Origin of the sequence: Actinospica acidithermotolerans, from assembly GCF_018139625.1 — a bacterium.
Classification (GTDB): domain Bacteria; phylum Actinomycetota; class Actinomycetes; order Streptomycetales; family Catenulisporaceae; genus Actinospica; species Actinospica acidithermotolerans.
Genome location: NZ_JAGSOH010000001.1, coordinates 1 through 26,195 on the forward strand (window position 1 = coordinate 1; position 26,195 = coordinate 26,195).

Sequence of the window (26,195 nt, forward strand, 5' to 3'; positions counted from 1 at the left end):
GGTTGTGCCGGGGCGCTAGCTCAATTGGCAGAGTAGAGGACTTTTAATCCTTGGGTTGTGGGTTCGAGTCCCACGCGCCCCACCCGCGATCATGGGTTTGACGTGCACTTTTAACGTTCACCCTCCCATCCGAATGGCCGTACGCGGGCGTCGGCGGGAGGGAAGTGGGAGGGGCCCGGAATGATCTTGGGGCGGTGTCGCTGACATTTCGCTCTGCGGGAATCGACGGGTCGAATCTCTTGGTCACCGTCATCCTCGTGTGCCCTGCCGACGGCAAGGCAGTCGGGCGCTTTAGGCCGTCCTCAGGTTCCCTTGAGCCGTTCACAGTAAGACATAGCATCCAGACTCGAGGCCGACCCCATGTGCGTCAAGCATGGCGTCGGTAGGGCGCCGACAGTAGCCTTGTAAGCACTCTGCAACAGCTACCACAGCGGCGAGGATCTACGATGAGCATGGCCGACGGAGCGCGCGCGTGACCGATGTCGACGAGTTGTGGGTGTATCTGAATGCGCTCCTTCTGCCCGCCTTCACTCGGTACCGTGAGCGAATCGCCGATCTACCCATCGAGGTCAAGGCGGACAAGACGCTGCTGACTGAGGCGGATGTCGAAGTCCAGAGGTCGATCCTGGACGCGATCAGGGCCATAGAGCCGTCCGCCGTCGTCATCGCGGAGGAGGACGAACGCACGAGCGTGCGCACGGAGGTACTGGCAGCTCAGGGGCGCGTATGGGTCGTGGATCCGATCGATGGAACCGCGGAGTTCGTCCGAGGAAACAGGACCGAGTTCTGCAGCGTCGTGTGCCTCTTGGAGGACTGGCAGCCATCGGCGGCCTTCGTTCTCGCTCCCGAACTCGGCCGCGATCGGACACCAGTCCTGGTCACTGCGGATGTCACAAGCGCACGTATCTCGGTGAACGGCGTCCCTGCTACGAAACCGACGGCGTCTGGCAATGCGCAGTGGCTATCGCTCACCCGGAGCGAAGGCTCGCCGGTACGCGCCGTAGACCCGGCCGCCAAGGCCGCGGGATACCAACTCAAGACGCGGACCACCTCCCAGACGCTCGACATGGTCCGCACCGCCGTCGACCTCACGAACTTGACCGATCCAGCTCTGCCCGCGTTCTCCTTGTTCTCTCGACGCGAGCAGAAGCTGTGGGACGGCGCGGCCGGGCTCGCGCTCGGACGCGCCTGCGGCCTGCGCGACTGCGATGAGACAGGCACTGAGTTGCCGCTGGGGCCGGAGCTTCTATCCGCGGCGACGCCGGTGTTCTCCTCCACGGTGATGGGGCAGCCCAAGACCGTCGCGTGGTTCTTGGAGGCTGCCGGTCGATGACCGAGAGCCACGGCACCGACGTACTGATCGACGTCACCTCGCTGATCAGCGCAGAGGACTATTTGGTCTCTCAGAATCGCCACGCACGGCCAGGCGATCCGTTCGCCCAGCAGTGTTTTGTTGAGATCATCCAGTCACTGATCTTCATGACGCATGTCTACGTCTCCCACCCGCTCCTGCACAACCCCGAGCCCGCTGACTTCGGCCAACGACCTCTGCTGCTGCAGTCGCTGATGGCGGCGGGCCTGCTCAGCCCGCTGCAACTCGACTCGAAAAAGCAATCCAGCGCCCGCGCCCTCGAACGCCGCGCCATCGCTGATCTGCAAGGCGCGAACGGCATCAAGAGCATGGCGCGGTTCGTCGACCAGGCATTCTCCATCGACCAGAGCACCGTTGGGCGCCAGAACGGGTTATCCGAGCGGCTGCGCGCCTGGGGAGCCTTCCAGCACAGCGAAGTCAAGATCGCCACCGGACACCATCGAGAACGAATACCCACCCAGGACGGAGTCGAGGACGACGAGTTCGGCCGCTGGGCACGCGCCGCCGCACTGCTACTGGCCGGCGCCCTCGACACCATTGCCGAACCCGGCGACGGCCCGTACGTGATGGCGACTCTCGCGCGCGGGATGAAATACCGGGCACGCGCCGAGGCTTGCCACGTGGCCTACCAGTCCCACCCGCTGCGCCGCGACTTCTCCCTGACATTCGACCTGACCCGACGGGGCGCGACCGACGCTGCGGTACTCGACCTGATCCGCGCGGTCCGCGGCATCCACGACAGCCTCGCCGACGCCGCCGGCGTCGAAGAGACCCACCGGCTACGCCTGCTCCAGCTCGAACTTCCCCTACTCGGCGGAAGACTCTGGACCGCGCAGGAGACCGGAACCATCCCGGATCCGGACTGGATCGAACTGGTGGTCAGCCGGGTCCGGGAATACCGAGATCGTGCCGCCGAACTACGGCAGGCCATCATCGACTGCATCACCGACGAGGACCAGATCCGCTTCGCTCGCGACATCGAGGGCGTAACCCGCCACCTGCTCGAGCGCCTTGGCCTGCGGCGCGTCGAACTCTCTCCGCTCGAACAAGAACTCGTCTCGTCAGTCGCCTCGGTCGCCCAGGCCGCGCCAGGAGTACCAAAAGTCAGCGGCCTGTGGGTCTCCGCCCGCACCATCGGGAAACAGCGCACCTTCACAGGCGCGCAGCCGTACCAGCGGTTCCTCTACCGCGAGTTCCTTGACGCATGGAAACGCGCAGGACGATAGCCTCGTATTCATTGCTGTCAAGGCTGGTACTGCACGAGCGTTCCGCGGGCCGGAGACATGAGCATCGCAAAGTGCCGCGTCAGGCGCTGGACGTCGGCAGGCGCATGGATCACGGCTCCGACCTCGAGGTTGGAGCCCATCGCCCTGCCGGTGAGGTTGGCACTGCCGAGAAGCAGCCAGGAGTCGTCGACCGCGATGAACTTGGCGTGCATTGCGGCGCCGACAGGCCGAAGGTGCTCGGGCCAGTGCCACACGTTCATGCCTGGGATCCGGCTGAGGCGCGCTGCGGCTTCGGTACCGCGGGTCTCCGCGATCGCGTCGATGCGCACACCTCTGGTTGCGGCTGCAGTCAGGTCGGTCGCTATATCCGCGATGTCGTTGGCTGCGTACGTTGCCAGGAGGATGCTGTGCTCGGCCCTAGCGATGATGCTGGATGCGACGGCAGCGGTGTGGCGGACGGGTTCAGTGCGGTCGCTTGGACCCGAGATCACCCATTCGAGTGCGTGATCGGCCTTCCACGACTCGTACTGAGACATGGCTGTGCGTAGCGAGAGAGCGAGCGCCGCGCCGTGCGGTTGCGGCTCAGTAGCCCGCCATGCCGCCGCGAGTTGCCCGGCTAGCGGCCCCAGCCGGGGGTCTCCGGGCCGGGCGCGCACGAGAGAGGCCACGAGTCCAGAATCGGGTCGCACGAGCGGTTCGAGCACCTGTGCCCACGCCCGAACGTGGGCCGGGCCGAGCGAGGTGGCGACTTTCGCCAGGACCTCGGGAAGGCGGTCGCTTCCGTAAGGTTCGCCGGACATCAAGCCATCGCGGGTAGGAGATCAAAGAAGCCGATTCCGCTCTGCGCGAAGGTGTCCACGAGGAGGGCGCGGTCGAGGTAGCGGTTGCCGGTCTCGCAGGACGTCTCGGCGGCGAACAGGCACGCGTGGCACGCCGCCCCGTGAAGTCGGCCGTGCTCGCGCGGATCGTGCTCGGCGCACAAGGGGTCGGAGCCGCACAGTTGCGCAGCCTCCATCGCCTGACCGAGCAGCGGGACTAGACGGTCCTTCTCGCCAAGGCTCACGAGCCCGCCGAGGGTGCCCTCGCTGTCGGGTGCAGCTGTGTACAGGAGGAAGCCGGCCATGGGCTGGTCCCCGCTCCTGGCGTAAATGCGCTCGCTGATTCCGGACGCTCCGTAGCCGCACTCAAGGGCGAATTCGCGGATGAGGCAATGCGCGAGCGTATGCAGCAAGACGTATCGGACGCCCGGCCAGTCCAGCTGAGCGCCCATTCTCTGGCACCACCTGGCATGTGCGGTGCGCAGGACGGCTTCGCGCTCGCGTACGGCGGCGAGTTGTTCCCAGCGGGCGATGCGTGCCTCGTCGAAGCGGAGGAAGATTCCTTCGCCGCGTGTCTCGGCGCAGGGCACCCAACTCGGCGGGTTCGAGCTGATCGGCGCGCATCGTCGGTTGTCGGCGCCGACGGCACCTGCGGAGGTGTCCCAGTCCGGCGCGTCGAGTCGGGTGAAAGCGTAGAGGGCGCTGACCTCGCGGAGCTTGGTGACGCGCACAATGTCGGCCAGGGCGCTCGCTGCCCCGGTATCTCCTGCGGGCACGATTCGTCCACGCTCGCGGCGGGTCGAGAAGTCGTCGAGGTTGTGCTCGCGCTGGTCGGTGAACGCGTCCCATTCAGGCGCTCGTAGGTCGACGGCTTGTTCCTGCGTCTCACTTTCCTCGTCGGCTCCCGGGGCCACGGCGGACGCGTGCAGGGCTGCGATGGTCTGATAGACGCTCTCGACGCCGAATTGCTCGAGGACTTGCCAAGCACTCTGGGTAGGAAGTAGAGCCTTGACCGTCTCGGCGGGCAGCGGGGCGAGGATGCTCAGCGATTCCCAATGCTCGCGCACGGCCTGTTCGACCGGCTCGTCAGTACGTGGCAGCGAGAATACCTTGAGCTGCATGGCGAACCAGCTGTTGGTGGCGCCCAAGGCCAGCGTGCGGGTCTGCTCGCCGCATGAGTCGAACTTGTCCAGGTGGGGGTGGCGACCGCGGCAGGCAGGGAGGTTGGCCTGATTCGTGTGGCCGATGGCGTCGGCCATGCTGCGGCTTTCGTTGCATGAGCAGCGGACGAAGATGTTCGCCGCCTCGCCGGTGGTACCCCGCTCGACAAGAGTCAGCGTGTGACCGGGACCGGGGTCTGTGCCGCCGTGCACGAAGAAGAGCCAAGGGAAGTCGTCAAGGTGGCCGTTGGGGCAGGCGAGCACGAAGCGGGCGGGCAGCGCCGTCGCAGGGACTCGGTGGTTATGCACGTATCGCGTCTTCTCCGGCGCGTAGCTGTTCGCCTTGAGGGTGAACAGGCCCGAGCGCGCGGGCGCGAGCAGATTGCAGCTCGGGTTCGAACAGCGTAGCCAGCCTGGGAACACCTCGACGGGTACGCCGACGCTGGCCCAACTGCCGAACGGGTCGCGGGTCTTCGGTTGGTGCGGCGGCAGGCGGAGTTGAGCGACCTGCGGGCCGAGCTTGCGCCGGACGGCGGCGAGGAGGCGTTGTTCCGCTATTACGGAGGCGCTGCCGGGGTCCCAGCGGTCCAGGCCCATCACCATGACGGAGAGGTTGGGGAGGTCCGCGATGGAGCCGATGCCGAAGGTGTGCAGCAACTGGCTCGGGCGCAGTTCGCCGACCCGGAACCGGTTGTCGGGGGCGGGGCTCACTGCTCGGCTCCTGATTCGTCGCTCGTGGGGTTCTGGTCGTCCTCGGCAGGTCGGGGTGTCCACTCGGGCTCGGCCGCGCTTTCCTCGACGCGGGTGTGGCTCTCGGGGTCGTGGCTGAGAATGAGCTGGATGCCAGGTTCGACATTGCGCAGCGAGGTCGGGCAGGTGAAGCGCGTCCATGCGCCCGACTCTGGCTCGCGCAGCAGCGCTTCGATGTCGCCGGAGTCCGGGCCGCGGCCGGGGCGGTAGCCGAGCCTGATGCCGGGCGCGCGCCTGCGACGCTCCCAGTAGTCCAGCCGGTCGTCGACGTGGCGCAGTATCCGCTCGCCGGCGACTCGCGGTCCGACGACGTCCACGGCCCGGCGCTTGAGGTACTGGCCGACGTGGTCGGCGAGCTCGGAGTCACGTGTCAGGTACCCGGCGCCGAGATTCGTGTTGTAGTCCGGGCGCAGGTCCCGCACGAGTGCGGCAAGCACCCCGGACAGGCCGCGATCGATGGCCCGGTCGGCGAAAGGGGTTACCGACAGGGCCTCGACGTGCTGGTACATGGTCGCGTGGAACGCTTCGAAGGATTCGTAGTGGGACAGGTCGCGGGGCCTGGCCCAGTTGTAGACCGTAAATACGAGGCCCGGTGCGGCCCGGCCGACGCGGCTGGTCGCCTGAATGTATTCGGCGGTGGATTTCGGCTGGTTGGCCACGATCATCGCCCCGAGTCGGGAAACGTCAACGCCGACGGCGATCATGTTGGTGGCCAGTAGTACGTCGACGGCGCGCGGCGTTTCGGCTCTGGGTCGGCTCGGCGCCGCATCTGGGCCGTATCCTGCGGATCGGTTGGTGTAGGCCCGTTCGAGCTCGGCCAGGATGACTGGGATGTCGTCGTTCGACATGCGGGAGGTCAGCTCGCGCACTTGTGGCTCGCGGCGGTTTGCCAGTCCGCGTTCGTCCGCTCGACCTACCCTGGTGCTCACGTCGTCCTCGACGAGGCGGCGCATGCCGCCGAGGTCGCGTAGCGAGTTGAAGTATCCGACGACGGTCATGTACGGGTCGGTGACCTCGTTGCGCCCGTACTTCTCGTGCAGTGCGTGCGCGGCCGCCAGGAGCGCGACGTAGACCCGGATGTGCGTGTTCTTGATGCGGGATCCGTGCGCGCACAAGCCGATGTAGAGGCGGCCGGGCTTGCTGCCGAGACCGGTGGTCGGGCGGGTGCGGGCGAAGAACGAGTCGTCGGCGTCGAGGCCGGGCGGTGGGAAGACGCGCGTCTCCCGGTTGAACAGCGCCCCGATCTGGTTGCGAGCCCGTCGCACGGTCGCGGTGGAGGCGATCACCTTGGGCCGCACCGGCTGTCCAGGCTCGCGCTCCCAGGTGGCGAGGCGGTCTACCGCAGACTCATAGAGCCCGACGAGGGAACCGAGCGGCCCAGAGATCAGGTGCAGCTCGTCTTGGACGATCAGGTCCGGCGGCCGGATCCTCGTGCCGGGAAGGATGCGCGCGGCGGGAAGGGAATCGGTGGCCTGATGGCCTGTGGCGCTCTCCCAGGAAGCGCTCGTAGTCTCCGCGGCGAGATGACCGTGGCGCTCGCAATACCGATCCACACCGCCGAACAGCGTGCGGGTGGCGCCCTGCCAGGGAAGCTGCGCGAACTTGTCGACTGTGGCGATTACCAGGGACGGCAGCAGCCGGTAGAGCTCCTCGTCGGTGACGACCACCGGTAGCCCAGGTTCAGCTCCCGCGGCGCCGGAGTACTCGCCCATAGGCCCGAAGGGGCAGTACATGAGGTCGGGACAGCGCACCCACGTGCGGCGCAGGCCCTTGAGGTCCACAGTGATGGCGCGGGCTGCCTCCAGGGCACTCCCGCACCACGGGCAGTGCGTGAGCTGATGCGGGCTGCCTCCGCCGAGCCGAGGCCGACCCCGGTCGCGGTGTGCCTCCTTCACGTACTCATCGGCGCGATCCACCGTGTTCGGTGTGACTTCGCCACCGACCCACAGCCCGATCCGGAACGGCTCGTTCCCCCACCGTTCGGTGTCGGCGCGTCGTAGAACCTCGCATGCACAGATAAGGGCGGAAGCACGGTGGAACTGCTGAATTGTCAGCAGCCGCAGCGTGTAACGCATCAGGACCGCGATCCCGTGATCGGCGCGGTAACCGCCGAATTGGGGCTGCAGGCGGCGCACGGCGAGGGTGAATGCCGTCAGACCGAGATAGGCCTCTGTCTTTCCGCCACCGGTCGGGAACCAAAGCAGGTCCGCCACCGCCGTGCCGGAGTCGGTGGAGCGCTCCCGATGACCTGGGTCGGCCAGCGCGGGCAGATTCAACAGTAGGAAGGCAAGCTGGAACGGCCGCCACGAACGGTTGCGAGGAGCCAGGTCGTCCGCGTCAGCCTCCGCAACCGCCGTTTCCGGCGCGAGGCTAGGATCGCGGCGACGCGCCGCCGAGGCGATCGTGTGGATGCGCTGGAGGTGCATGGCGCTGTTCGCGAACCGGAACGCGGCCAGCGCGCGCTCGTCCCGCACTTCGTCGGCGCCCGTGAGCAGGTCGATGCCGGCTTCGATACGAGTGGCCGCCTCACGGGCGGCGGCGAGAGTATCGCGGACTTCGCGACCGAAGCCGGTAAGACGCGCCTCCGGTTCCGCTGCGCGACGCTCAGCCCGGTCAATCCAGGCGCGGTAACCGGTGACCAGGGGCATGAGCGCCGCGCGAAGCGGCTCGACCTCGAGATCCGCAAGCACCTTCATGTCGAGAACGAGTTCGGCCAGTTCGGGAAGATCCGGATCCGCGACGGCATCGGGCACGTCCGTCGCCGCGAGCTCGTGCTCGGGCGCAGTGGCCGTGCTGATCCGCACGGCGCGCATACGATCCGCCTCGTCGGTCTTCGTCTTCACCCCGCAGCCGTGGCCAACCGCGAACTCCGGGAGGAACCGATAGGTCATGGACAGACGCCGCTGCTCGGCACGATCCTCCGCATCCCCGCCCCTGCTGGTGCGGTCCGCCGAACGGCGTGGCAGGAAACACCCAGAGCCGTCCGCTGCACGGGCGGCGAGCGCCGCCTGAAAGACCCATGGGCGCACGCCGAGACCGTGCTGAGCGTTCACCAGGAACAGCGTCACCAGCCACGCGTCGTCGTGCCAGCGCACCCGGCCGCGCACCTTCACGTCGGGCACTTCGGGGTCGAGCGCCCGCGCGGCGATCGGACCCTCGGCGAGCTTGACGGGGATCTCGCCGCCGCGCTGCCGTCGCTGATAGCGACGCGCCTTCGGCCGGTCTGGATCGGGGACGCTCTCGTACTCGCCCCAAGCGGCGGAAACGAGCAGTTCAGTGACCGAGCCCTCGACCCGCGCGGTGAACCCGATGGAGGAGGGCACGAGCGACGAGGTGTTCGGCGCCTGGGTCTCTATGTCCGCGCCGTTATCGTCGGCCAAGGCGCCGTCGCTCTCCGCGAGCTCATCGAGTTCGTCGGGTGCTACCTCAGTGCCGTCCGGCGCGAGCTTGCCGAGCACATACCACTCGCGCGGATCATTGGCGAGCGACTCCTCGTCACCGAAGACGGGCCCGCGGAGATCCGACACGACCATATCCGCCAGCTCGTCACGCACCTCCTGCGCGGTGGGGGCACGCAGCACCGGCTCGGTGCCTCCAGCAGGAGGCAGCGCGTCAGCGGGGAGTTCTTCGCTCATGCCGACCACACTACGAGCGCGTCCCGACAGAAGCCTTCGACACTCGCCACGGGGCGGGCATAGCCCGCCGAAGCTGGCGCACCCTCGAAGCGTGTACCGGTCATCAGAAGAGCCGCCCGGAGTCGTCGTCGGCAGCGAGAGCCAGATCGCCGCTGAAGTCGGGAGGCGGCGGCAGAGCGGTCGTGCGCTTGGACGCGGCGCGCTTCACCGTCTTCTTCTTATCGTGCAGTCCGAGTCTCTCTTCCTCGGCGTAGCGCAGATGGTTGAGCTCGAGGAGGCGGTCAAGGATCTCGACCTGGACAACGGGGTCGATGGTGTACCGGAGACCGTGGCTCGTGGTGTGGAAGCCGTGGTTGAGGTCCAGGTCGGTCCATTCGGCGCAGTCCGGAGTCTGCTGGTAGGCACGGAAGACGGCCTCGTCGATGAGCTTATGGATCTCACGGAGTTCGACAATGTCCGGATCGTCGTTCGAGGGATCGTGGAACAGGTTGTAGAGCTTGGTCAGCCCCAGATCGCGGCGAAGCATGGTCGCGGAGCGGACCTCGTGAAGGCGCGTGCCGAGCTCACGGAGTTCGTCGGTGAGGTCCGGCCGCGCGAACGTCTCGAACCCGTCGGACGGGGTGTAGCGGAGATCGTTTCGCATGGTCGACTTGCCCTTCTCCGTCCACCACGCGAAGTGGAACGCGCTGGAGAGCAAGGCGAAGAAGGCGGGATCGTCTGACGCGAAGACGCCAAGCGCATGCGAAAAGACAGTTCCAGTGGGCACCATCGCCACCATGCCGTACTTGCTCACAAGCGAGATTACGATCACCCGCGCTAGGCCTCTGCTCGCTTCACCGAGACCCACGCTGCGCCTGCCAAACCGCCACCAAAACTTCCGATAATCCTTGCCGCTGCTGGAATCCCGAGACGGCTTTACTCTGTCAACCACGATCCGGAACACGTCCGGATAGGTAGATGCTCGATCGACATCCCAGTCCTGAAAATCAATTACCCAGCGACTGGGTGAGCAATCAGGTCGCGAATTGAGATCGTCACCATTGAGATAGGGGTAAATGACGTCGCCCGTACGTGAATCGGCTGAGATCAATGCGTCCGCTTCAGCGGGCTGCAGTACAAATCCGATGCCATTTACGAATGATCCGATAAATGCGCAGGCCATATTCGCGGTCAATCGCTCTGGGCGTCCCTCCGCGCGCGACTCGGGGTCCAAGGATGAAGAAATGGCTTGCACCAGACGACCGTCAAGTATGCGGCATTCCGCTTCGCCGATTCGGCCACACCAAAGTAGCGATACTGAGACGTTTGCAGCACCAGGCCACTGCTGAGACTTGACCGCTCGATAGATTCGGAGGTCATGACGCTCCAGCTGATCCAGGCCGACCTCGCGAGAGTCTCCTTGCGCGATCGTATTTGTAGCAATGATTCCGAAGCGTCCATGCGAAGCTACGGACGCGTATCGAAGCAGAAAATAGGAGCACAAATCAGCCGAACCGCGAACGCCAGCGGCAAGCCGCTCGACTAGATAGCCCCGATAGTCGTCGCCAAGCGGGCCGGTGACTTTTTTCCCTCCTAAGAAGGGCGGATTGCTAACCACTGCATCGAATGCATGCGTTGGCGCACTTCCCGACGACGTGCCGCACACTTCCGGGAACTCTAGTGCCCAATGCAGTGGGCGGATCGGCTCGGTCCGTGGGCCGCCCTCAGGACCCTTGAGCCACCCATCCAGAGCCGTTCGCATCTCGCTCTCAGCAGCCGAATCCCCGCTCAGGGCGTCCGCTAGCTTCGGTGCGATCGACGCCAACCGGTCGTCGTACGCCTCCTCTGACCTCTGCTCCGCCGTCGCGAGCGCTGCCGCGACCACCGCGTCCGCGACCAAACGCAGCTGCCCTGTCAGTCCTTCTGCCTCCTCGAGCAGCTTCGCCTTGGCATCGGCATCGCGGATGTCGTTGTCCGGCATCAGTTCGATCTCGCGTCGGAGCTCTGCCGCCTGTGCGAAGAGTGGCGCGGCCTTGTCCCGAAGCATGTTGATGAGCAGGTCGTTTTGGACCGACTGCCGTCCCGGGTCCAGGTGGAACGCCGTGATCTGCTCAGCCGTGATCGTGCCCACCAACGAGTCCCCACACCTCAGCGCATGGTCCACGAAGGAGAACGGGCGTCCCTTGGCCAGCGTCACCAACCACAGCGAAAGCTTGCCGAGCGAGACGGCCATCGGGTCGCGGTCGACGCCGTACAAACACCGGTCGACAACCATGCGCCGCGCTGCCAGCAGCAGCAAATCGCGGTCCTCGATCGCAGCGATGTCCTCCGGCCGTCCGTCGCGCTCCCAAGCCTCGACGACGCGCTCACTCAAGTACCTGCATGCTGAGACGAGGAATGCCCCGGAACCCATCGCCGGGTCGAGCACGCGCAGCTTCAGCAGCTCCTCCGCCGGAAGCACGTTCGTGGGATCAGCCGGTACACCGTCCGCCGGCCCCGGCTTGTAGCTCAGTGGCTCGAGCGTGTACTTGACGACCTCTTCCGCGAGCGCGCGCGGCGTGTAGTGCGTACCCGTATTCCGCCGGTCGCCGACCTGCGTGATGACGAGCGAGCCCTTGGGGAACACCGTCGGCAGGCCCCGCAGGTCTCGGCGCAGCAGGCCGTGGAACGGCTTGACGGCTTCGGCCAATTCAGCGTCGTTATCACAGGCGGCGTGCAGGTTCGCGTACTCGATATCGCCGATCGGCCTGGCCAGGCCCTTCGCGACCTGTACATCCGTCGCGTTCATCGCCGCCTTGAGCTCACTCTCGAGCGCAGACTCCGGCCACGACAGCATCTTCGACAGTGGAATCTCGGGCTCGTTCTTGCCGGTCAGGCCGAGATACGGCTCTTCTACGCGCAGGCAGGAGAACTCGAGCAGACCCTCGTACACGTGCCCGATCTGTTCGACGTCCAGGCCCTTGTAGGACAACCGCTCGGGAGTGTCGCGTCGTCGGCCGCTCTTGTCGATGCGCAGCATGAGCAGCGCGTCGAGTATGCGGTAGACAACGCGGTCGGTCACCTGCATCGGTGCGAGCCAGGGGAATTCGCTCGGGTCGAAGAGTGAGCCGCCGTACGCCGGGATGCGCAGGTCCGGGTGGACGCAGCCGTTGTAGATCGCTCCGAATAGGGCGATCAGGCGCGGCCACGCGGCGGCCTGCCGGTCGCCGATCTCCGCGCCCTCGCGCGATCCGGTCTCGTGCAACTGCGCGTAAAGTGTGCCGACGGCGTATGACTCCTGGTAGAGCGGGTCGTCGATCGGCAGCAGCCGCTGTTCCTCGGCGTAGAGCAGGAACACCAGGCGCATCATGACCGTGAGGGCCGCGCGGTAGACCGCGCGTGGCTCGACGTCGTTGAGCAGCTGGAGTCCGGCTTCCCGGTCCAGTCGCGACAGCTCCCCGGTGAGTAGCTCGACGGCGAGAAGCACCTGCTTGCCGAGGGTGTTGGTCACCTCGGCTCGGTCGTCGACGGTGCGGGCGATCAGGGCGGCGAGCGAGCCAGTGAACTCGCCTCGTGCGTCGCGTTCGGGCAGCGCGGCACGTCCCGGCTTGAGTAGCGTGGCGAAGGCGCGCAGCAGCAGCGGTTCTTCAAGCCACAGGTCCGGGTCGAAACGGGCGACGCTGACCGGCTGGCTTTCCCGAGAATGCACGAGGGCGAACTCGCGGCCGTTTGTTAACAGGGCCAGCGGCACCTTGCGGGCCCGGCACAGGGCGGCGGCCTGATCGGTTGGCGCGACTGTCTGGTTTCGTCCTGGCTTGTCGAGTCGGGTCCGCACGCCTTCCGGCCAGGGAAGCCGGTAGACGAGCACGCGCTCCTGCGGTCCAGTCTCGCCGCTGCCGGGCGTGGCCGGTCCGATGAGCGCTCCGTTGGGCCGCAGGGTGCCTTCGCCGTGGAACGCCGCGGCGCCGAGGTCGCCGGGCACGCCGTCGCGCCAGACCTGGCCGCGCCAGCCGAGCAGTTCGCCGAGGACGAGGTCTTGCCAGGCGCTGCCGAGTCTGTATGGGTCTTCCTGTACCTCGTTCCAGGCTTGGCGCACGCGTGTGGTCTGCTCGACTGTGAGCTTTTCCAGGCCTTGAGGGAAGGCGTCGGCTCGGGTGAGCACGGATGCTGAGAGGAACGGACCGTCGGGGCGCAACAGTCCGAGCCATTCAGCGTGCTGGTCGGCCGGGTTCTGCTCGCTTCGCTTGATTCGGGGAGCCATGGCTGATCACCTCCTGTGGGCGAGCGACGCGGGGACGAGGAACGTCACGGCAGCGGCGAAGTGCCGTGGAGACGGGTCGGCGTAATGGCGGCGCAGCGCTTCGGATTCTTGCGCTTCGAGTTGCGGAAGCTGCTGGTAGCGGCGTTCGAGGGCGTTGCGGTCTTGGCGTGCCTGTTCGCGTTCTTCGGCGACGGTGAGGATGTCGAGCTGCTCGTACCACTGCCGGTTGTCGAGCGCGGACTCGATGTTCCGGCGCAGTTCGGTGAGAATCGCGCGCATGTCCTCGATTTCCTGGGTGCAGCGCCGGTCCAGGGTTTTCGCCTGCTTGCGTGCGGTCTGGTCCGAGGTCTTCGCCAGGGCGCGGGCCACGTCGGGGCCGAGTTGGGTCCAGAGGGCGGCGAGCTGGTCTTGGAGCTCTTGCGGTGGCTGTTCGTCTGCCGCCGCGTCGAGCCAGATGCGCAGTTCCTCGGCTGGGCGGGGTTCGAGCTTGCCGGCTTCGATGCGGCCGCCGGCGAGCACGACTTCCTCGTGCAGTCGTACTCCCGCGGCGCCGGTGATTACGACGCGGCCGTGGGCGACGACAGCTGGTGCGCGCAGCAGGTCGCCGGGCACGATGCGTGCGGTGACGCGGCTCAGCCGTGCGCCGTCGCCGCCCTTCCACAGTTCGGCGCGCAGCAGGCGCAGGCACATCTGTACGAGGCGGTGGCCCAGGTGCAGCAGGACGACGTTGTTGGTCTTACTGGTGACCCGTTCGTCGTCGAAGGTGACCGGACGTTCCTTGCCGGTGACCGGGTGGCGCAGGCCGTCGTTGCGTGCCGCGGCCCACGCACCGGGGAGTTCGGGCAAGGTGAAGCAGCGTCCGTCGAAGCCTTTGGGCGGGGCAACCTCGGTCAGGTCGCGGCCGTGCGCAAGCCGAAGGGCCGTGCGCACGACGTGCTCGAGTGTCTCGGGGGTCAACTCGAGTGCATCGCGGGAGCCGTCCAGGGCGGAGCTGAGTTCGCCGAGCCGGTCGCGCAGGTCGCGCTCGATGCGCAACAGTGCGCGGGAGGATTTCTGCGCGATGGCAGTCTCGGCCCCGCGCCAGTCGGTGCGTTTGCCGAGCATCTTCTGTTCGACCTGATGGGCGATCACGTCGCCTGCAGAGCCGAGGTCTTCGCGGATCTGCTCGACCTTACGCACCGCGGTGCTCAGGAAGTGCAGCTCGTCCTCGAGCGAGCCGTCGGCTTCCTCGGCCATTCGGGCGCCGTGCTCGTCCCAGCCCTCGGGTACGAAGTGGTAGACCTCGACCTTCGGCGCGCTTTGGCCGTGCCGGTCGATGCGGCCGTTGCGCTGTTCGAGGCGGTTCGGGTTCCACGGGATCTCCCAGTGCAGCAGCCTGTGGCAATGGTTCTGCAGGTTGATGCCCTCGCTCGCGGCGTCGGTGGCCAGCAGGATGCGCACCGGCGAGTTCGCCGGATCGTCCTGGAAGACCTCTTTGACGTGGGTGCGCTCGTCCTCGTCCTGGCCGCCGAAGAGCTGCGCCATCCGCTCCTTCGGCACGCTCGCGTCGTTGATCAGCCGTTCGTAGAGCCAGTCCTGCGTGTCGCGGTATTCGGTGAAGACGATGACGCGCTCGTCGGACCAGCCGTCGGCGCTCGACAACCCCGGATTGGAGCTGTGGGGCCGGATGATGGGTTCGAGCCAGGCGCGGAAGGCGGCGAACTTGTCGTCCGGGCGGCGGGTCGCTGTGCGTGCCCAGGTCTCCAGGTGCTCGAGCAGGCCCTCTTCCTTCTCGTTCAAGGGTGCGGCCACGCGGCGGGCAGCCGCCAGCGCGTCGGCGCTGACCTGCGCGAAGGCCTTGTCGTCCTCGGCGGTCTCGTCGACCTGTTCGAACAGCGGCCGCAGCACGCGCGGTTGGAGTTCTTTCGCCTCGGTCTGCGCGAACGTGTCCGTGCTGTGGCGGCGCATGGTCTCGCGGTGGACCGCGATTGTTTCCGCGAATGCCTGGGGGCTGGAGAGTAATCGCTTCTTGAGTAGGGTGATGACGAACTCTTCGGCTGTCTGTTGGCCGGCGCCGCCGACCCGTTGACGGCGACTGGTCGCATACTCGCTGAGCAGTGCGTGCGCCGAACGTGAGTCCTCGCCGTAGGCGACCGGCACGGCCGCGAGCACCCGTTCGGGGAAGCGCGGCGTGCCGTCCCAGCGCGGCGGCAGGTCTCGCTTGAGCCTGCGGACCATCACCTTCGCCTTCTGCTCCTCGGTCGGCCGCACCCCGCGGGCGAAACGATGGTCGTCGAGAAGCTCGAGCAGCGCCTCGAAGGATTCCGGGTAGCCGTTATGCGGAGTTGCCGACAAAAAGAGGCGGTGTTCGCAGTGCGGGGCAAGCGTCTTGATCGCCTTGGTACGCAGGGAGTCCACGGCGTAGCCGCCGCTGCCCGAGGGGGCGCAAGTGTGCACCTCGTCGACGACCAGCAGGTCGAAGGCGCGCGGGTATTGCGGCACGCCGGGCAGAACCTCGCGCAGCAGTCGGAGCGGGCGCTCCCGCTTGAGCCAGTCGATCGAGACGATCAGCCGCGGATAGTGCGTCCACGGGTTCGCGTACAAGCCCTGTGATCTGCGCAGGTCCTTGAGCAGTTCGGTGTCGAGGATGCGGAATTCGAGCCCGAACTTGTCGCGCATCTCCTCGTGCCACTGCCGGGTCAGGCCGGCCGGACACACGATCAGCATCGTGCGGGCGCGGTGGCGTAGCAGCAGCTCCTGCATCACCAAGCCCGCCTCGATCGTCTTGCCAAGGCCCACGTCGTCAGCGATCAGCAGGTTGACCCGCGGCATGCGCAGTGCTCGCGCTACGGGGTCGAGCTGGTAGTCCTCGATCTGGATGCCGGAGCGGAACGGGGCCTGCAGCGCGCGGGTGTCGGCCGAGGCGACCGCGCCCCAGCGCACCGCGTGCAGGAACGCGTCCAGCAGTTCCGGGCGGTCGAAGCCCCGGCTCGGGTCGGGTAGCGCGCCCGACTCGCTGACCTGCGCCCCAGGCTCGAGCTCCCAGATAACGCGCAGTTCCTCGTCCCGGGCATCGGAGTCGACCGAGACCAGGCTCACCAGGTGCTGGGGCGGGGTAGACAGATCAGCGAGAGGATCATCCGCGCGGACGCTCGACGCCTCGACACCCGCCACAACCCACGGCCGGTTGCGCACCGTAACCAGCTGGCCGTCACCCGGTACCGCAGACCTCGTGGCCTCAGTCATCTGCGCACCCCTCACCGCGTCCCACCGCGCTCGCCACCTGTAGATCATCGTAATGCGCGACTGCGAACCACTGAAGGTGGCAGCGTCGCGCAGCGGAAGTCTATGGGTACGCACAGGCACGGCGGTGGCGCTACTCTGGCGCCCGTGCCTCAGCTGATGCTCGCCAGCGAGTTCCTCCCGGCCTACGCCAAGCTCGAGCCGCCCGTGCGGGCACGGGTGCAGTCCGTGTTCGGGAAGTTCGCTGAACACACGTTCGCTGGCCTGCACCTGGAGAAGCTCCAGAACCCTCGTGACGAGCGCGTTCGCACGATCAGGATCGACAAGTTCTGGCGCGGCGTCGTGCTCGCCCCGGAAAGCGGCGACCAATACTGCCTGATCAACGTGCTGCCGCACGACGAGGCCATCGCATTCGCGCGGACTCGGCAGTTCAGCGTGAACCAGGCGCTCGGCGTCATCGAGATGCGCGACGCGGAAAACCTCGAGCTGATCGCGCCGGCGCTGCGGGTCCAGGCGGCGCAGGCGCCCGAGCGGCTGTTCGAGGCCATCTCCGACAAGGACCTGCTTCGTCTCGGCATCGAGCCGGACCTGCTCCCGCTGGTCAGGGACATCACCAGCGAGGCCGCGCTGCAGGTCGTGGAGCGGCTGCTGCCTCAGGCGCAGGCCGATGTGCTCACGGCGCTTGCCAGCGGGCTGACCGTCGAAGAGACCTGGGCTGAGGTCAGCGCCGGATACGCTGCGCAGTCCGGCGCAGCTGGGACGGCTGATGCGGGCGACCTTGGCGCGGCACTGCAGCGCAGCCGGTCCTTTGCCGTTGCGGTGGACGGCGAGGCGGAACTCTCAGCGATCCTCTCGCAGCCCTTCGACGCCTGGCGCGTCTTCCTGCACCCGAGCCAGCACCGCCTCGCGTACGCGCCCTCCTACACCGGGCCAGCGCTGGTCACGGGTGCAGCGGGAACCGGCAAGACGGTCGTCGCGCTACATCGGGCGGTATACCTAGCCAGGAGCCGCCCAGAGCTGCCCGTGCTGCTCACCACGTTCACGCGCGCGCTGTCCGACAGCTTGCGCGCGTCACTGGCCAAGCTCGACGCCGACCCGGACGTACTTGGGGCCATCGACGTCCAGGGCGTCGACCAGCTCGCCTATTCGGTCTTCGCTGAGCAGCGTGCATCGCTTGGCGAGCAGTGGGCGGTAGCCAGCGCCGCCGATCAGGCTGCGGCATGGCGACATGCACTCGCTGAAACGCAGGCCCCGTTCGCCGCGGAGTTCCTCTCCGACGAGTGGGAGCACGTCGTCCTGGCCCAAGATCTGACCACCGCGGAGCAGTACCTCGCCTGCACCCGCACTGGACGCGGCGGGACTCTCGGCCCGCGACAGCGCGAAACGGCATGGCAGGCCATCAATGCCGCAGCCGAGCACCTGCGCGAAGCGAACCGGTGGACCTTCTTGCAGATCGCGGCCGAGGCAGCCCGCTACCAGGCCGAGCAGTGCGTGCCGCGCTACCGGCACGCTGTCATCGACGAATCACAGGACCTGCACCCCGCGCATTGGCGCCTCCTGCGCGCGTGCGTCGCCCCGAACGTCGACGACCTGTTCCTGGTCGGCGACCCGCACCAGCGGATCTACCGCAACAACGCTTCATTGCGCAGCCTCGGCATCGAAGTACGCGGCCGCAGCAGAAAGCTGACACTCGGCTACCGCAGCACCGGCGAGATCCTCGACTACGCCACCCACATCCTCACCGGCGAGCATGTCGCCGATCTCGAAGATGACCAACAGCAGGACAGCCTCGCGGGCTACCGATCGCTGCTGCACGGACGCAAACCGACGGTGCGGGCCGCTGCGCACCGTGCCGAGGAACTCGACGCGCTCGCCGCCAGGGTCAGGCAGTGGCTCGATGAGGGAATCCCCGCCGAGTCGATCGTCGTTGCAGCCCGCACCCGACACCTGGTCGACGAGGCCGCGCAGGCGCTGCGCGTTCACGAACTCGACGCCGTCGTCATCGACAAGGCCACAGCGGACGGCGGGGGCGTTCGCGTCTGCACGATGCACAAGCTCAAGGGCCTCGAGTTCCAGTGCGTCGCTCTCATCGCCGTGGAGGCAGGCGTGATACCACCGGCCCAGCTCGGAGACGATCCTGCCGACCTGATGCGCGAGCGCTGCCTGCTGTTCGTTGCCGCGACCCGCGCGCGAGACTCCCTCCACGTGTCGTACAGCGGGGAGCCGAGCCGGCTCTTACCTGGGCAGTCCAAGTGAGCGCGGGCTCGAGGTCTCAAGAGTCGGGGAGCGCGGAGATCAGCGTGTCCTCGGGACCGAAGTAGCTCGGGATGAGCGTGGCACGCCGCCCGGGCGGGGTGCGAAGGACTCCGCGGGCGACCACGCGCTGCTTGTTCGTGTGACATTGAAGCGCGATGCGGTAGGAGGCCTTGTCCAAAGTGATCCACACCGTACGCACGCGCCTTTCAACCAGCGTCTTCACCCCGATGGTCGTGTCGGGCTCGTCTTCTGCGTCGTGGAGGTCCTGAACCACACCGAAGATGATGTCTTCTCGCTCACGCGGCAGGGTCCTAAGCTGCGTGGCGATCTCGTCGAGGGGTCGCACCGACTCAGAGGGAAAGACGAGCGTCCCGGTCGGGTTGATCGGCGGTGATGCTGCTCGCGCCCAATTGAACGTAACGTCGAGCGCATCGAGCTCGCCTGGCGAAAGCACATCGACCACAGCCTTGCAAAGCTCGTATGAGAGGCCTTGGCCCACGGCTTCCGTGACCTCGGCCGGCCTGGGCATGGTCTCGCGCGACACGGCCATATCAGCCAGTGTTCCGAGCGCCCGAGACATCGTGACCATCACGCGCCTGTCGAAGAGGGACTCCTCGATCTCCGCGCTGACCGGGGGCGTATCGGCTCTCGGATCGAGCTCCGGCGGACGGGCCCTGCTGATGATCGGCACAATGTAGGAGCCACGCTTGGTGTGCCCCAAGCGCACACGATCAGCATGCTGGCGGGCTCGCGCCTGCACGCTCCTGCCGATATGCGACTGTCTGCGAAGAGTTGCCGATGCTGCGGCCACGACGAGACGTCGAGCGGAGTTGAAGATGTTGATCCCAGCCTGCAGTGGGATCGAATCGTCCGTGTCCGATCCGAGCGCCCTAAGGTCGGTGACGTCGTCGTAGACGTGGGCGATGTCCTGCTGGATGTGCGCGGGGTCGCGGTGCTCGATCTGGGCGAGGTCGTCGGCGAGTAGACGGATACGCTTCTCATAGTCAGACGCCGACTGAATCAGCGGCACGAGAAGCTCGAAGTCTTCGCTGTCCGGCCGCGTCCAGAACTCTGCGACTCTGGTCCGACCGGATTGAGCCCACCCTGTGTGGCGGAGGTATGCGAGCACCTCACCGCTCCCAGGGATCACAGTGGGTGCGCTCACGGCCTACCTCCCTCCGTGATCCGCTCCAACAGCCGCATCCGCCTTGACTCTTCGAACATACGCTCTAAGGACGTGCCGTCAAGACGGTTGAGGCGGGGCAACCGTACCGCAGTTGAAGATCGACCTGGTGGCGGCTGGCCGGGCTCCATGAGCGTCCAGTAACCATGACACTTCAACTCGACGGCTTCCAGATGATGGGTCAGCCAGTCCTCGAGATCACGAGGGACGATGACGAGGCATAAGTACGCTGGCGCCGACCTGTCGGGGTCGACGAGCTTCTCGTAGGTCGGCAGATCCAGATCAAAAACGTAGTCGCCGCCGACGCTTCGCGCCGACCGTGTGCACTTCAGCTGGAAGTCCACCATTAACTGCCGCTTCCGCAGCGTGACGTCGACTCCGTCTTTGTCGACGTTCCATTCGCCAATCGTGACGCCTGCTTGCGACGCAATCGCAAGCACGAAAGCCTTACTGATCTGCTCCTTCTGCCAGCTCTGCCCGTCCATAACGCACCCCCTCCCTCGACTCCAGCACGCACGGGGGACGACACCACTCGAACGCACTGAGTACATAACCCTGATACAGGTGCCGAAACATGCAGGTGGGAGCTATGGGGAGCGCGCAGACATTCGACGCGCCGTGCCAATTGGCGACGGAAATCGCAGCTGGACGCCGCGAGGTCGGGCTCCGGCTTCCGGAGCCCGGCCTCGCGATCGTTCGCCGTCCGGGTTAGCTCAACGTCTCGCTGGTCGTCGAACCATCGGACGTTCCGTCGTCGGCCGCAAGCCCGAGGAGCTTGGCGAGCCTCGCCGCGGCGGCGCGGCGGGCTTCGTCGGCGACGCCCTGGTAGGTGTCGCGGGTGAAGCTGGAGGTGGAGTGGCCGAGCAGGTCTTGGACGAGTTTGACGTCGATGCCTGCGGTCAAGGCATGGGTGGCGGTGCCGTGGCGGACGTCGTGCAGGCGGATGGGCGGGAGTTCGTGGGTGGCGACTAGTTTGTAGAACTCGTACGTAAGCTGCGCGGGGTGCAGGGCGGTACCGTCCTCGTGCGTGAACACAAGCCCGGTGTCGGTCCAGCTGTCGCCGCACTCGATGCGCTGCTTGTCCTGGGCTTCCTGGTGGGCGCGCAGGAGTTCGATCACCGGGTCGGACAGGGCGATGGTGCGGTAGGAGTCCTCGGTCTTCGGCTGGGTGAGTTCGGTGCGCCAGCCAATCTGGGCGATCTGGCAGGTGACCATCAGCTCGCCGGCGTCCAGGTCGACGTCGCGCCAGTGCAGTCCGGCGGTCTCGCCGCGGCGCATGCCGGTGAAGACCATCAGGTGGTAGGCGGTGGCGAAGCGGTGGCCGTGGGTGGCCTTGAGGAAGTCGATGGTCTGCTCGACCGTCCAGATCATGACCGGGCTCGGCTTCTCGCCGGTCTTGCGCCACGCGACCACGCGCGGCGGCGTCCACACCAGGCCCCTGGGGCGCCGCCCGCCCGAGAGACGCAGGAGTTTGGCGGGGTTGACCGGGATGAGCATCTGCGCAACCGCGTCCGACAGGGCGGAGGAGAGTGTGGCGCGGATCCGCTTTACGGTGGTGGGGCCGGTCTCGACCTCGGGGCGGCCGAGCGCCTTGAGCTTCATCCGGGCTGTCTTGGCCCGCTCGCGGTCTCCGGTTTCCACAGCCTGTGCAAGCTCGGCCTTGAGCACGGACTTGCGCAGTGCCGCGGCGCGGCGTTCGGCGTTCTGTGCCTCGATCGCGGTGACCATGCCGCGGATGTGGCTGACTCGCAGCTGGCTGAGCGGGATGTGGCCGAGGTGCGGGATCAGGTGGACGCGGATGTGCATCTCGTAGCCCATCAAGGTTCCGCCGGCCAGGTCGGCCTTGGTCTCGAGCCACTCGGTCAGGTAGCGGCCGAGGGTGAGTTCGGTTTCGACCGGCTGGCCGAGGGTGAGCCTGCCGCGCAGCTCGTCCTCGCTCGGCAGCGGGGTCTTGGCCTTCAGGGCGGCGCGGATCCGTGCGGCGATCACGCGCATCGCGTGGTTCGGGTCCTCGGCGAGGTCGGCGAGCCGGAGCAGGGCGACGAGTTGGGCGAGGGTGTCGCGGCATTCGGTTTCGGTGGGGAATCCGGCGCGCAGGTGCTCGCGCTTGCCGCCGTCGCTGGTGGGCACCTCGAGTTGGAAGCGCCAGGTGCCGTGGTCCTTCGCCCAGCGGCCGTCCTTGTAGGTCAGTTGGGGGCAGGCCTTGCCCCACGGCTTGGTCTCGCTCGTGCCATCCTGCAGGTGCGCCGTGCGGGTGCACGAGCAGCGCTTGAAGACTGTTCCGGCCAGCTTCTTGTTCGCCGTCATCGCCCGTTCGCCTTTCATCCGTTGCGGGAATCTGTGGGCGCGGTCCCGAAAATCTGAGGGATTCGCGCCGTCGGACGCCATGGACGCTCGCCGACCCGGCGGGCATCAACCGGTCGCGTGAAGATGCTCGATGAACGCCACTCCACGCCCCGGGAAAACCGTCACGTATATATACAGATCGGGCACCCCCATTTGTCACACAGTTCGGCAAAAAACGGGCGTGAGATAGATCGCAAAGAAAACCGGCGGCCGCTGTTACACGGGTGCGCCCGCCGTCGGGCCGAAGCTGCAACATGAGCGCTGACCAGCATCTTTTAGGCCGCTGTCGGTGTGCGCCTGCTACGTCGAAGCCCCGACTGGCTATCGGCATCGCCGTGGTGCGCAAGGAGAACCCGAACGGTCACGAGCCCCTGCGGCGCCGCGGGGCGCGGCATCGCACTGGCCACCATGACGACGACCACTCGTCCGTCCCTCCTCTGCGCCCTGCGCCGGCCTGCCGGGCCGGAGAGGTGCGCCGTCGGCAGAGTCGCCTCGGTACCGACCGTCCTCTTCGTGGGCCCGGTCCTGGACGAGGGAATGGCGGATCATCGTCGCCGACTGGTTGGTACGCGGACTGACAGCGCGACCGGGTCCTGTCGGTCTCGTATCCGTTAGCGCGTTCCACCGCTACGTTCGACAGCGCCGAGGGCCTTGCGTATTCGAGCGGCCACCAGCGCATTCCAGTGCAGTCTTGTGGCGATTTTCCGGTTGCACGCTCGCTCTTCGGCTACCTACCGTGGTCGCCCATGGCCGAGATTCTCGCTGGGATAGACGACATCGACTGGTCGAGCCTGACGCACGCCTATGGACGCGCGACCGATACCCCCGGGCAGCTTCGCGCGGCGTTCGACGGAGATGCTGAAGCGATCGAAGAACTCGACGTCTCGCTCTACCATCAGGGCGGCTGCGTCTACTCGGCGGCCGCCGCGGCGATGCCGTTCCTGATCGACCTGGGCTGCGAACCCGCGTTCGCCCATCGGCGCCTGGTGCTGGAGATACTGACGAGTTTCGCAAGCCTGCTCGGGGAGCTGAACGAGCCATGGCGCTCGCGGAGCGAGGCCGAATCGGTGCGCGTGAGCATGGGGAATGCGCTGCCGAGATTCATCGCGCTCCTCGACGATACGGACGTCCTCGTGCGCGCGACCGTAATCGACCTGCTGGCCGCTTACAGCACCGGAACCGGCCCCATCGTCGACGCGCTGCGGCGCCGTTTCGCTGTCGAAACCGACCGTCACCTGCGTGTCGTGCTCATGACGACGTTGGGCGAGATCGCAGACCACTTGCCACCGCAGGAGCGCACCGATCTGGCCGCGTGGATCGCGGAGACCGCCGCACACGACGAGCGCCTCCGGCTCGCCGGGTTGATCGCCCGGGCGAACGCGCTGCCCGGCACCGTGGCATCTTCAGAGGTCTTCGACGCGCTGACCGACCCGGCGCTCGTACCCCGCGACTACGTGGCAGGTGCCGCGACATCTCACGATCTCGCCGTGTGGGTCACGCACCGGTTCAACGGCAGGGATCTCGAGCGGCGGCTGTGCTCGTGGGCGCTGGAAAGCGCGCGCATTGGCGACGCGAAGACGGCGCTGACGCTGGCGAGCACGCTGATGCACCACTCACGCCGGGCCACCGCCGACCTGCTGCCGGATATCGCGCGGTTGCTCGACCATCCGCTTCCCGCCGCCCGGTCCGGTGCGGCCCATCTCATGGCCGCATCTGGACAGGCTTCCGTGCCGTTCGCCGACCGTCTCGCGGCGGCGCTCGACGACCCGGAACCCGGCGTCGTCACGCGCGCGATCTGGGCGCTCGCGCGGCTCGGGGATGCCCGGATCCTCGCTCACCTCACGGCCGCGGTCGAGGGCGATCCCGCGTGGTTCCGGGTCTCCCGGATGCACTACTCGGCTCCGGGTTTCATGCTCACCGATCTGCCCGGTCTCGCCGACGTCCTGACCCCGATGAGACGGCATGCAGACGCGCTGATACCGGCGATGCGGCGACGCCTCGCCCGGGAAAGAGACGTCCCAGCCCTGCACACGTTGACCGAAGTCCTCGCATCCTACGGCCGACCCGCGCAGGCTGCGCTGCCCGAGCTCACGGCCCTGCTGGCCACCCCACACCGCGCGCTGGCGTGCCGAGTCCTCGGTCAACTCGGCCCGGACGCGTCCGCAGCCGCCAAGGATCTACGCCGTCTCGCCACCGCAGCCGCGCGAAACGCCGCCGCACGCGAGGCCGCGACGCCGGCGTGGGCGTACTTCCGGGTGACCGGCGACGCCGATCCGTTCCTGCGCACAGTCAGCCTCGATCAGGGCATCTCCACGCCGCACGAACTCTTCCGGCAGATCGCCGATCTCGGCCCCCGCGCGAGCGCGCTGGCGGCCGGCATCGCGGAACTTCTCAACGCCAATCACGGCTATTGGGATGGCTGGACGGGCGTCGAAGCCGCCCACGCGCACTGGCGGATCACCGGCGACCCCGCCTTGTGCATCGAGGTGTTCGACGCTGCACTCGAGCCTGTTCGCCGCGGACGCCAGCTCCCCGTCAGCCGCCAGGTCCTGCGCTATCTGCCGGCGCTCGGCGAGGCGGCCGGACGGTTCCGGCCGCTGCTCGAGGAGATGATCGCGCGCCCGGAGCGGCTGGTTTACTCCGGCGGGTGGAGGGGATTGGCCGAGGACGACGAAGCAGTCGCCCTCGCCCAGGCGGCCCTGAACCCTTAACCGCTGCTCAGCCCCCGGTAGGCCGCGATCCCGATTCGGGCGAAATCCGGCTTAGCGGAAAAATTCAGGCAACTCTTAGGGTCGGATCTGTGACAAAACGGGTCTCCCGATCTGTATCTAGGTGGAGGGGAAACCACGAGCGACGACCAGCGGTTGCACCGTACGCGCAGCCGCGTGATCGTTCCCGAGCCGGTTTCCGCTCTCCGTCGATGACCGGATCGAAGGAGACTCGCACATGCCCCGCGCCACCAGCCGTTTCCCCGCCCCGAACACGGGCTTTCCGTATCTGGTGTTCCGCACCACCCCGCGTGACCGGTACCTGGCCACGATGCTCTTCGAGCACCGCGTGCTCACCTCCGAGCACATCGCCCGGCTCGCATTCACCACGCTGCGCCGCGCCAATCAGCGGCTGGCGGAACTGACCGAACTCGGCATCGTCGACCGCTCCCGCGCGAACCCGGCCGTCTACGGCTCCAGCCCTTACCTGTACACCCTCGGGCCTCAAGGCGCCCAGTTGGTGGCCGGCGAACGCGACACGACGATGAAGGAGCTGCGCTATGACCGCGGCGTGCTCCTGCGCCAAGCGGTACGCCGCGACCTGCCGCACACCCTCGGCTGCAACACCGCGATGGTCCGCCTCGCCACCCGCCACCGCACCTCGCCCGATGTCCGGTTGCACGCCTGGCTCGGAGCACTCAGCTGCATGCGACGCTGGGGCGACATCGCGCCATACCACCGTGAGGGAGTGCGCGCCGACGCCTACGCGCTCACCTCCGGCACGGCGCATCCGACCGATGAGCAGAGCCGTTTCGCATGGTTCTTCGAGTACGACACCGGCAGCGAATCGATCAACCAACTCGCCCGGAAGCTGCGCGGCTACCAGAACTTCGCCCACGAGTACCGGGGCCACTATCCGGTCCTGGTCCGCGTGCCGAACACAGCCCGCGAGACCCGCCTGCACGAGGTGATCGCCAAGACCCACCACATCCCGTGCACCGTGCCCGTAGCCACCACAACCAGCGACGACCTCGGCGCGGCGGTATGGCGCATCGTCAGCGACGAACACCTTCCAGCCCCCGTGTACGCCGGCCAGCGCTCCCCGCTGTCCGCGCTGGGCTTCATCTTCACCACGGTCGGCTATCGCCTGCTCGAACCGCTCACCGGAGGCGACGATGAGGACGATGAGTACGTTCCGGCACCGACCATGGATCAACCCTGAGTCCCGTCGACAGCGAGACCTCCGTGCTTGTACCGCACGCGACCTCGACACACCTGGGGTGGGGCGAGCCTGAGAAGG

Annotated in this window: 13 protein-coding genes and 1 tRNA gene; 6 read left to right on the top strand and 8 right to left on the bottom strand. The window is 67.1% G+C overall.

Annotation, left to right across the window (positions count from 1 at the left end):
- Positions 1 to 9 precede the first annotated feature (9 nt).
- The 3 genes from KDK95_RS00005 to KDK95_RS00015 all read left to right on the top strand — a co-directional run bounded on the left by KDK95_RS00005 (position 10) and on the right by KDK95_RS00015 (position 2,598).
- Positions 10 to 82, top strand: a tRNA-Lys gene (locus KDK95_RS00005).
- A 390-nt stretch (positions 83 to 472) separates the two neighbouring features.
- Complete coding sequence (locus tag KDK95_RS00010; RefSeq protein ID WP_212515832.1) at positions 473 to 1,333, top strand: inositol monophosphatase family protein; 861 nt, start codon at positions 473 to 475, stop codon at positions 1,331 to 1,333.
- A complete protein-coding gene (locus KDK95_RS00015; RefSeq protein ID WP_212515833.1) occupies positions 1,330 to 2,598 on the top strand; it encodes a hypothetical protein in 1,269 nt (422 codons plus the stop codon). The genes KDK95_RS00010 and KDK95_RS00015 overlap by 4 nt, the downstream gene beginning before the upstream one ends.
- A 17-nt stretch (positions 2,599 to 2,615) precedes the next feature.
- Here the strand turns inward: KDK95_RS00015 and drmC are convergent, their stop codons facing one another.
- From drmC to drmD, 5 genes are all read right to left on the bottom strand, one after another.
- Positions 2,616 to 3,398 (bottom strand): DISARM system phospholipase D-like protein DrmC, encoded by a 783-nt coding sequence (gene drmC / locus KDK95_RS00020; protein WP_212515834.1) that lies wholly within the window; start codon positions 3,396 to 3,398, stop codon positions 2,616 to 2,618.
- Complete coding sequence (drmB, locus tag KDK95_RS00025; RefSeq protein WP_212515835.1) at positions 3,398 to 5,287, bottom strand: MrfA Zn-binding domain-containing protein; 1,890 nt, start codon at positions 5,285 to 5,287, stop codon at positions 3,398 to 3,400. Before drmB ends, drmC begins: the two co-directional genes overlap by 1 nt.
- Positions 5,284 to 8,961: a DISARM system helicase DrmA gene (gene drmA, locus KDK95_RS00030; RefSeq protein WP_212515836.1), complete on the bottom strand. Its 3,678-nt coding sequence runs from the start codon at positions 8,959 to 8,961 to the stop codon at positions 5,284 to 5,286. The genes drmB and drmA overlap by 4 nt, the downstream gene beginning before the upstream one ends.
- Positions 8,962 to 9,064: 103 nt before the next feature.
- Positions 9,065 to 13,180: an Eco57I restriction-modification methylase domain-containing protein gene (locus KDK95_RS00035; RefSeq protein ID WP_212515837.1), complete on the bottom strand. Its 4,116-nt coding sequence runs from the start codon at positions 13,178 to 13,180 to the stop codon at positions 9,065 to 9,067.
- A 6-nt stretch (positions 13,181 to 13,186) separates the two neighbouring features.
- The gene (drmD, locus tag KDK95_RS00040; protein ID WP_212515838.1) at positions 13,187 to 16,525 is read right to left on the bottom strand and encodes a DISARM system SNF2-like helicase DrmD; all 3,339 of its coding nucleotides are present in this window, start codon (positions 16,523 to 16,525) and stop codon (positions 13,187 to 13,189) included.
- 36 nt (positions 16,526 to 16,561) lie between these two features.
- Between drmD and KDK95_RS00045 the strand changes: the two genes are divergently transcribed.
- Positions 16,562 to 18,658 carry a UvrD-helicase domain-containing protein gene (locus tag KDK95_RS00045; RefSeq protein ID WP_212515839.1) on the top strand — a complete coding sequence of 699 codons (2,097 nt, stop codon included), beginning with the start codon at positions 16,562 to 16,564 and terminating at the stop codon, positions 18,656 to 18,658.
- Between the two features lie 16 nt (positions 18,659 to 18,674).
- Here KDK95_RS00045 and KDK95_RS00050 read toward each other — a convergent pair whose 3' ends face one another.
- From KDK95_RS00050 to KDK95_RS00060, 3 genes are all read right to left on the bottom strand, one after another.
- Positions 18,675 to 19,823 (bottom strand): hypothetical protein, encoded by a 1,149-nt coding sequence (locus KDK95_RS00050; protein WP_212515840.1) that lies wholly within the window; start codon positions 19,821 to 19,823, stop codon positions 18,675 to 18,677.
- Positions 19,820 to 20,326, bottom strand: coding sequence for a DUF4365 domain-containing protein (locus KDK95_RS00055; protein ID WP_212515841.1), 507 nt, complete (start codon positions 20,324 to 20,326; stop codon positions 19,820 to 19,822). The genes KDK95_RS00050 and KDK95_RS00055 overlap by 4 nt, the downstream gene beginning before the upstream one ends.
- Positions 20,327 to 20,549: 223 nt before the next feature.
- Entirely contained in the window at positions 20,550 to 22,148 is a 1,599-nt protein-coding gene (locus tag KDK95_RS00060) for a site-specific integrase (RefSeq protein WP_212515842.1), read from the bottom strand.
- 785 nt (positions 22,149 to 22,933) lie between these two features.
- Here KDK95_RS00060 and KDK95_RS00065 point away from each other — a divergent pair.
- Complete coding sequence (locus KDK95_RS00065) at positions 22,934 to 24,898, top strand: HEAT repeat domain-containing protein (protein ID WP_212515843.1); 1,965 nt, start codon at positions 22,934 to 22,936, stop codon at positions 24,896 to 24,898.
- A gap of 235 nt (positions 24,899 to 25,133) precedes the next feature.
- Positions 25,134 to 26,117, top strand: a complete 984-nt coding sequence (locus KDK95_RS00070) for a replication-relaxation family protein (RefSeq protein WP_212515844.1) — start codon at positions 25,134 to 25,136, stop codon at positions 26,115 to 26,117.
- Positions 26,118 to 26,195: the final 78 nt, after the last annotated feature.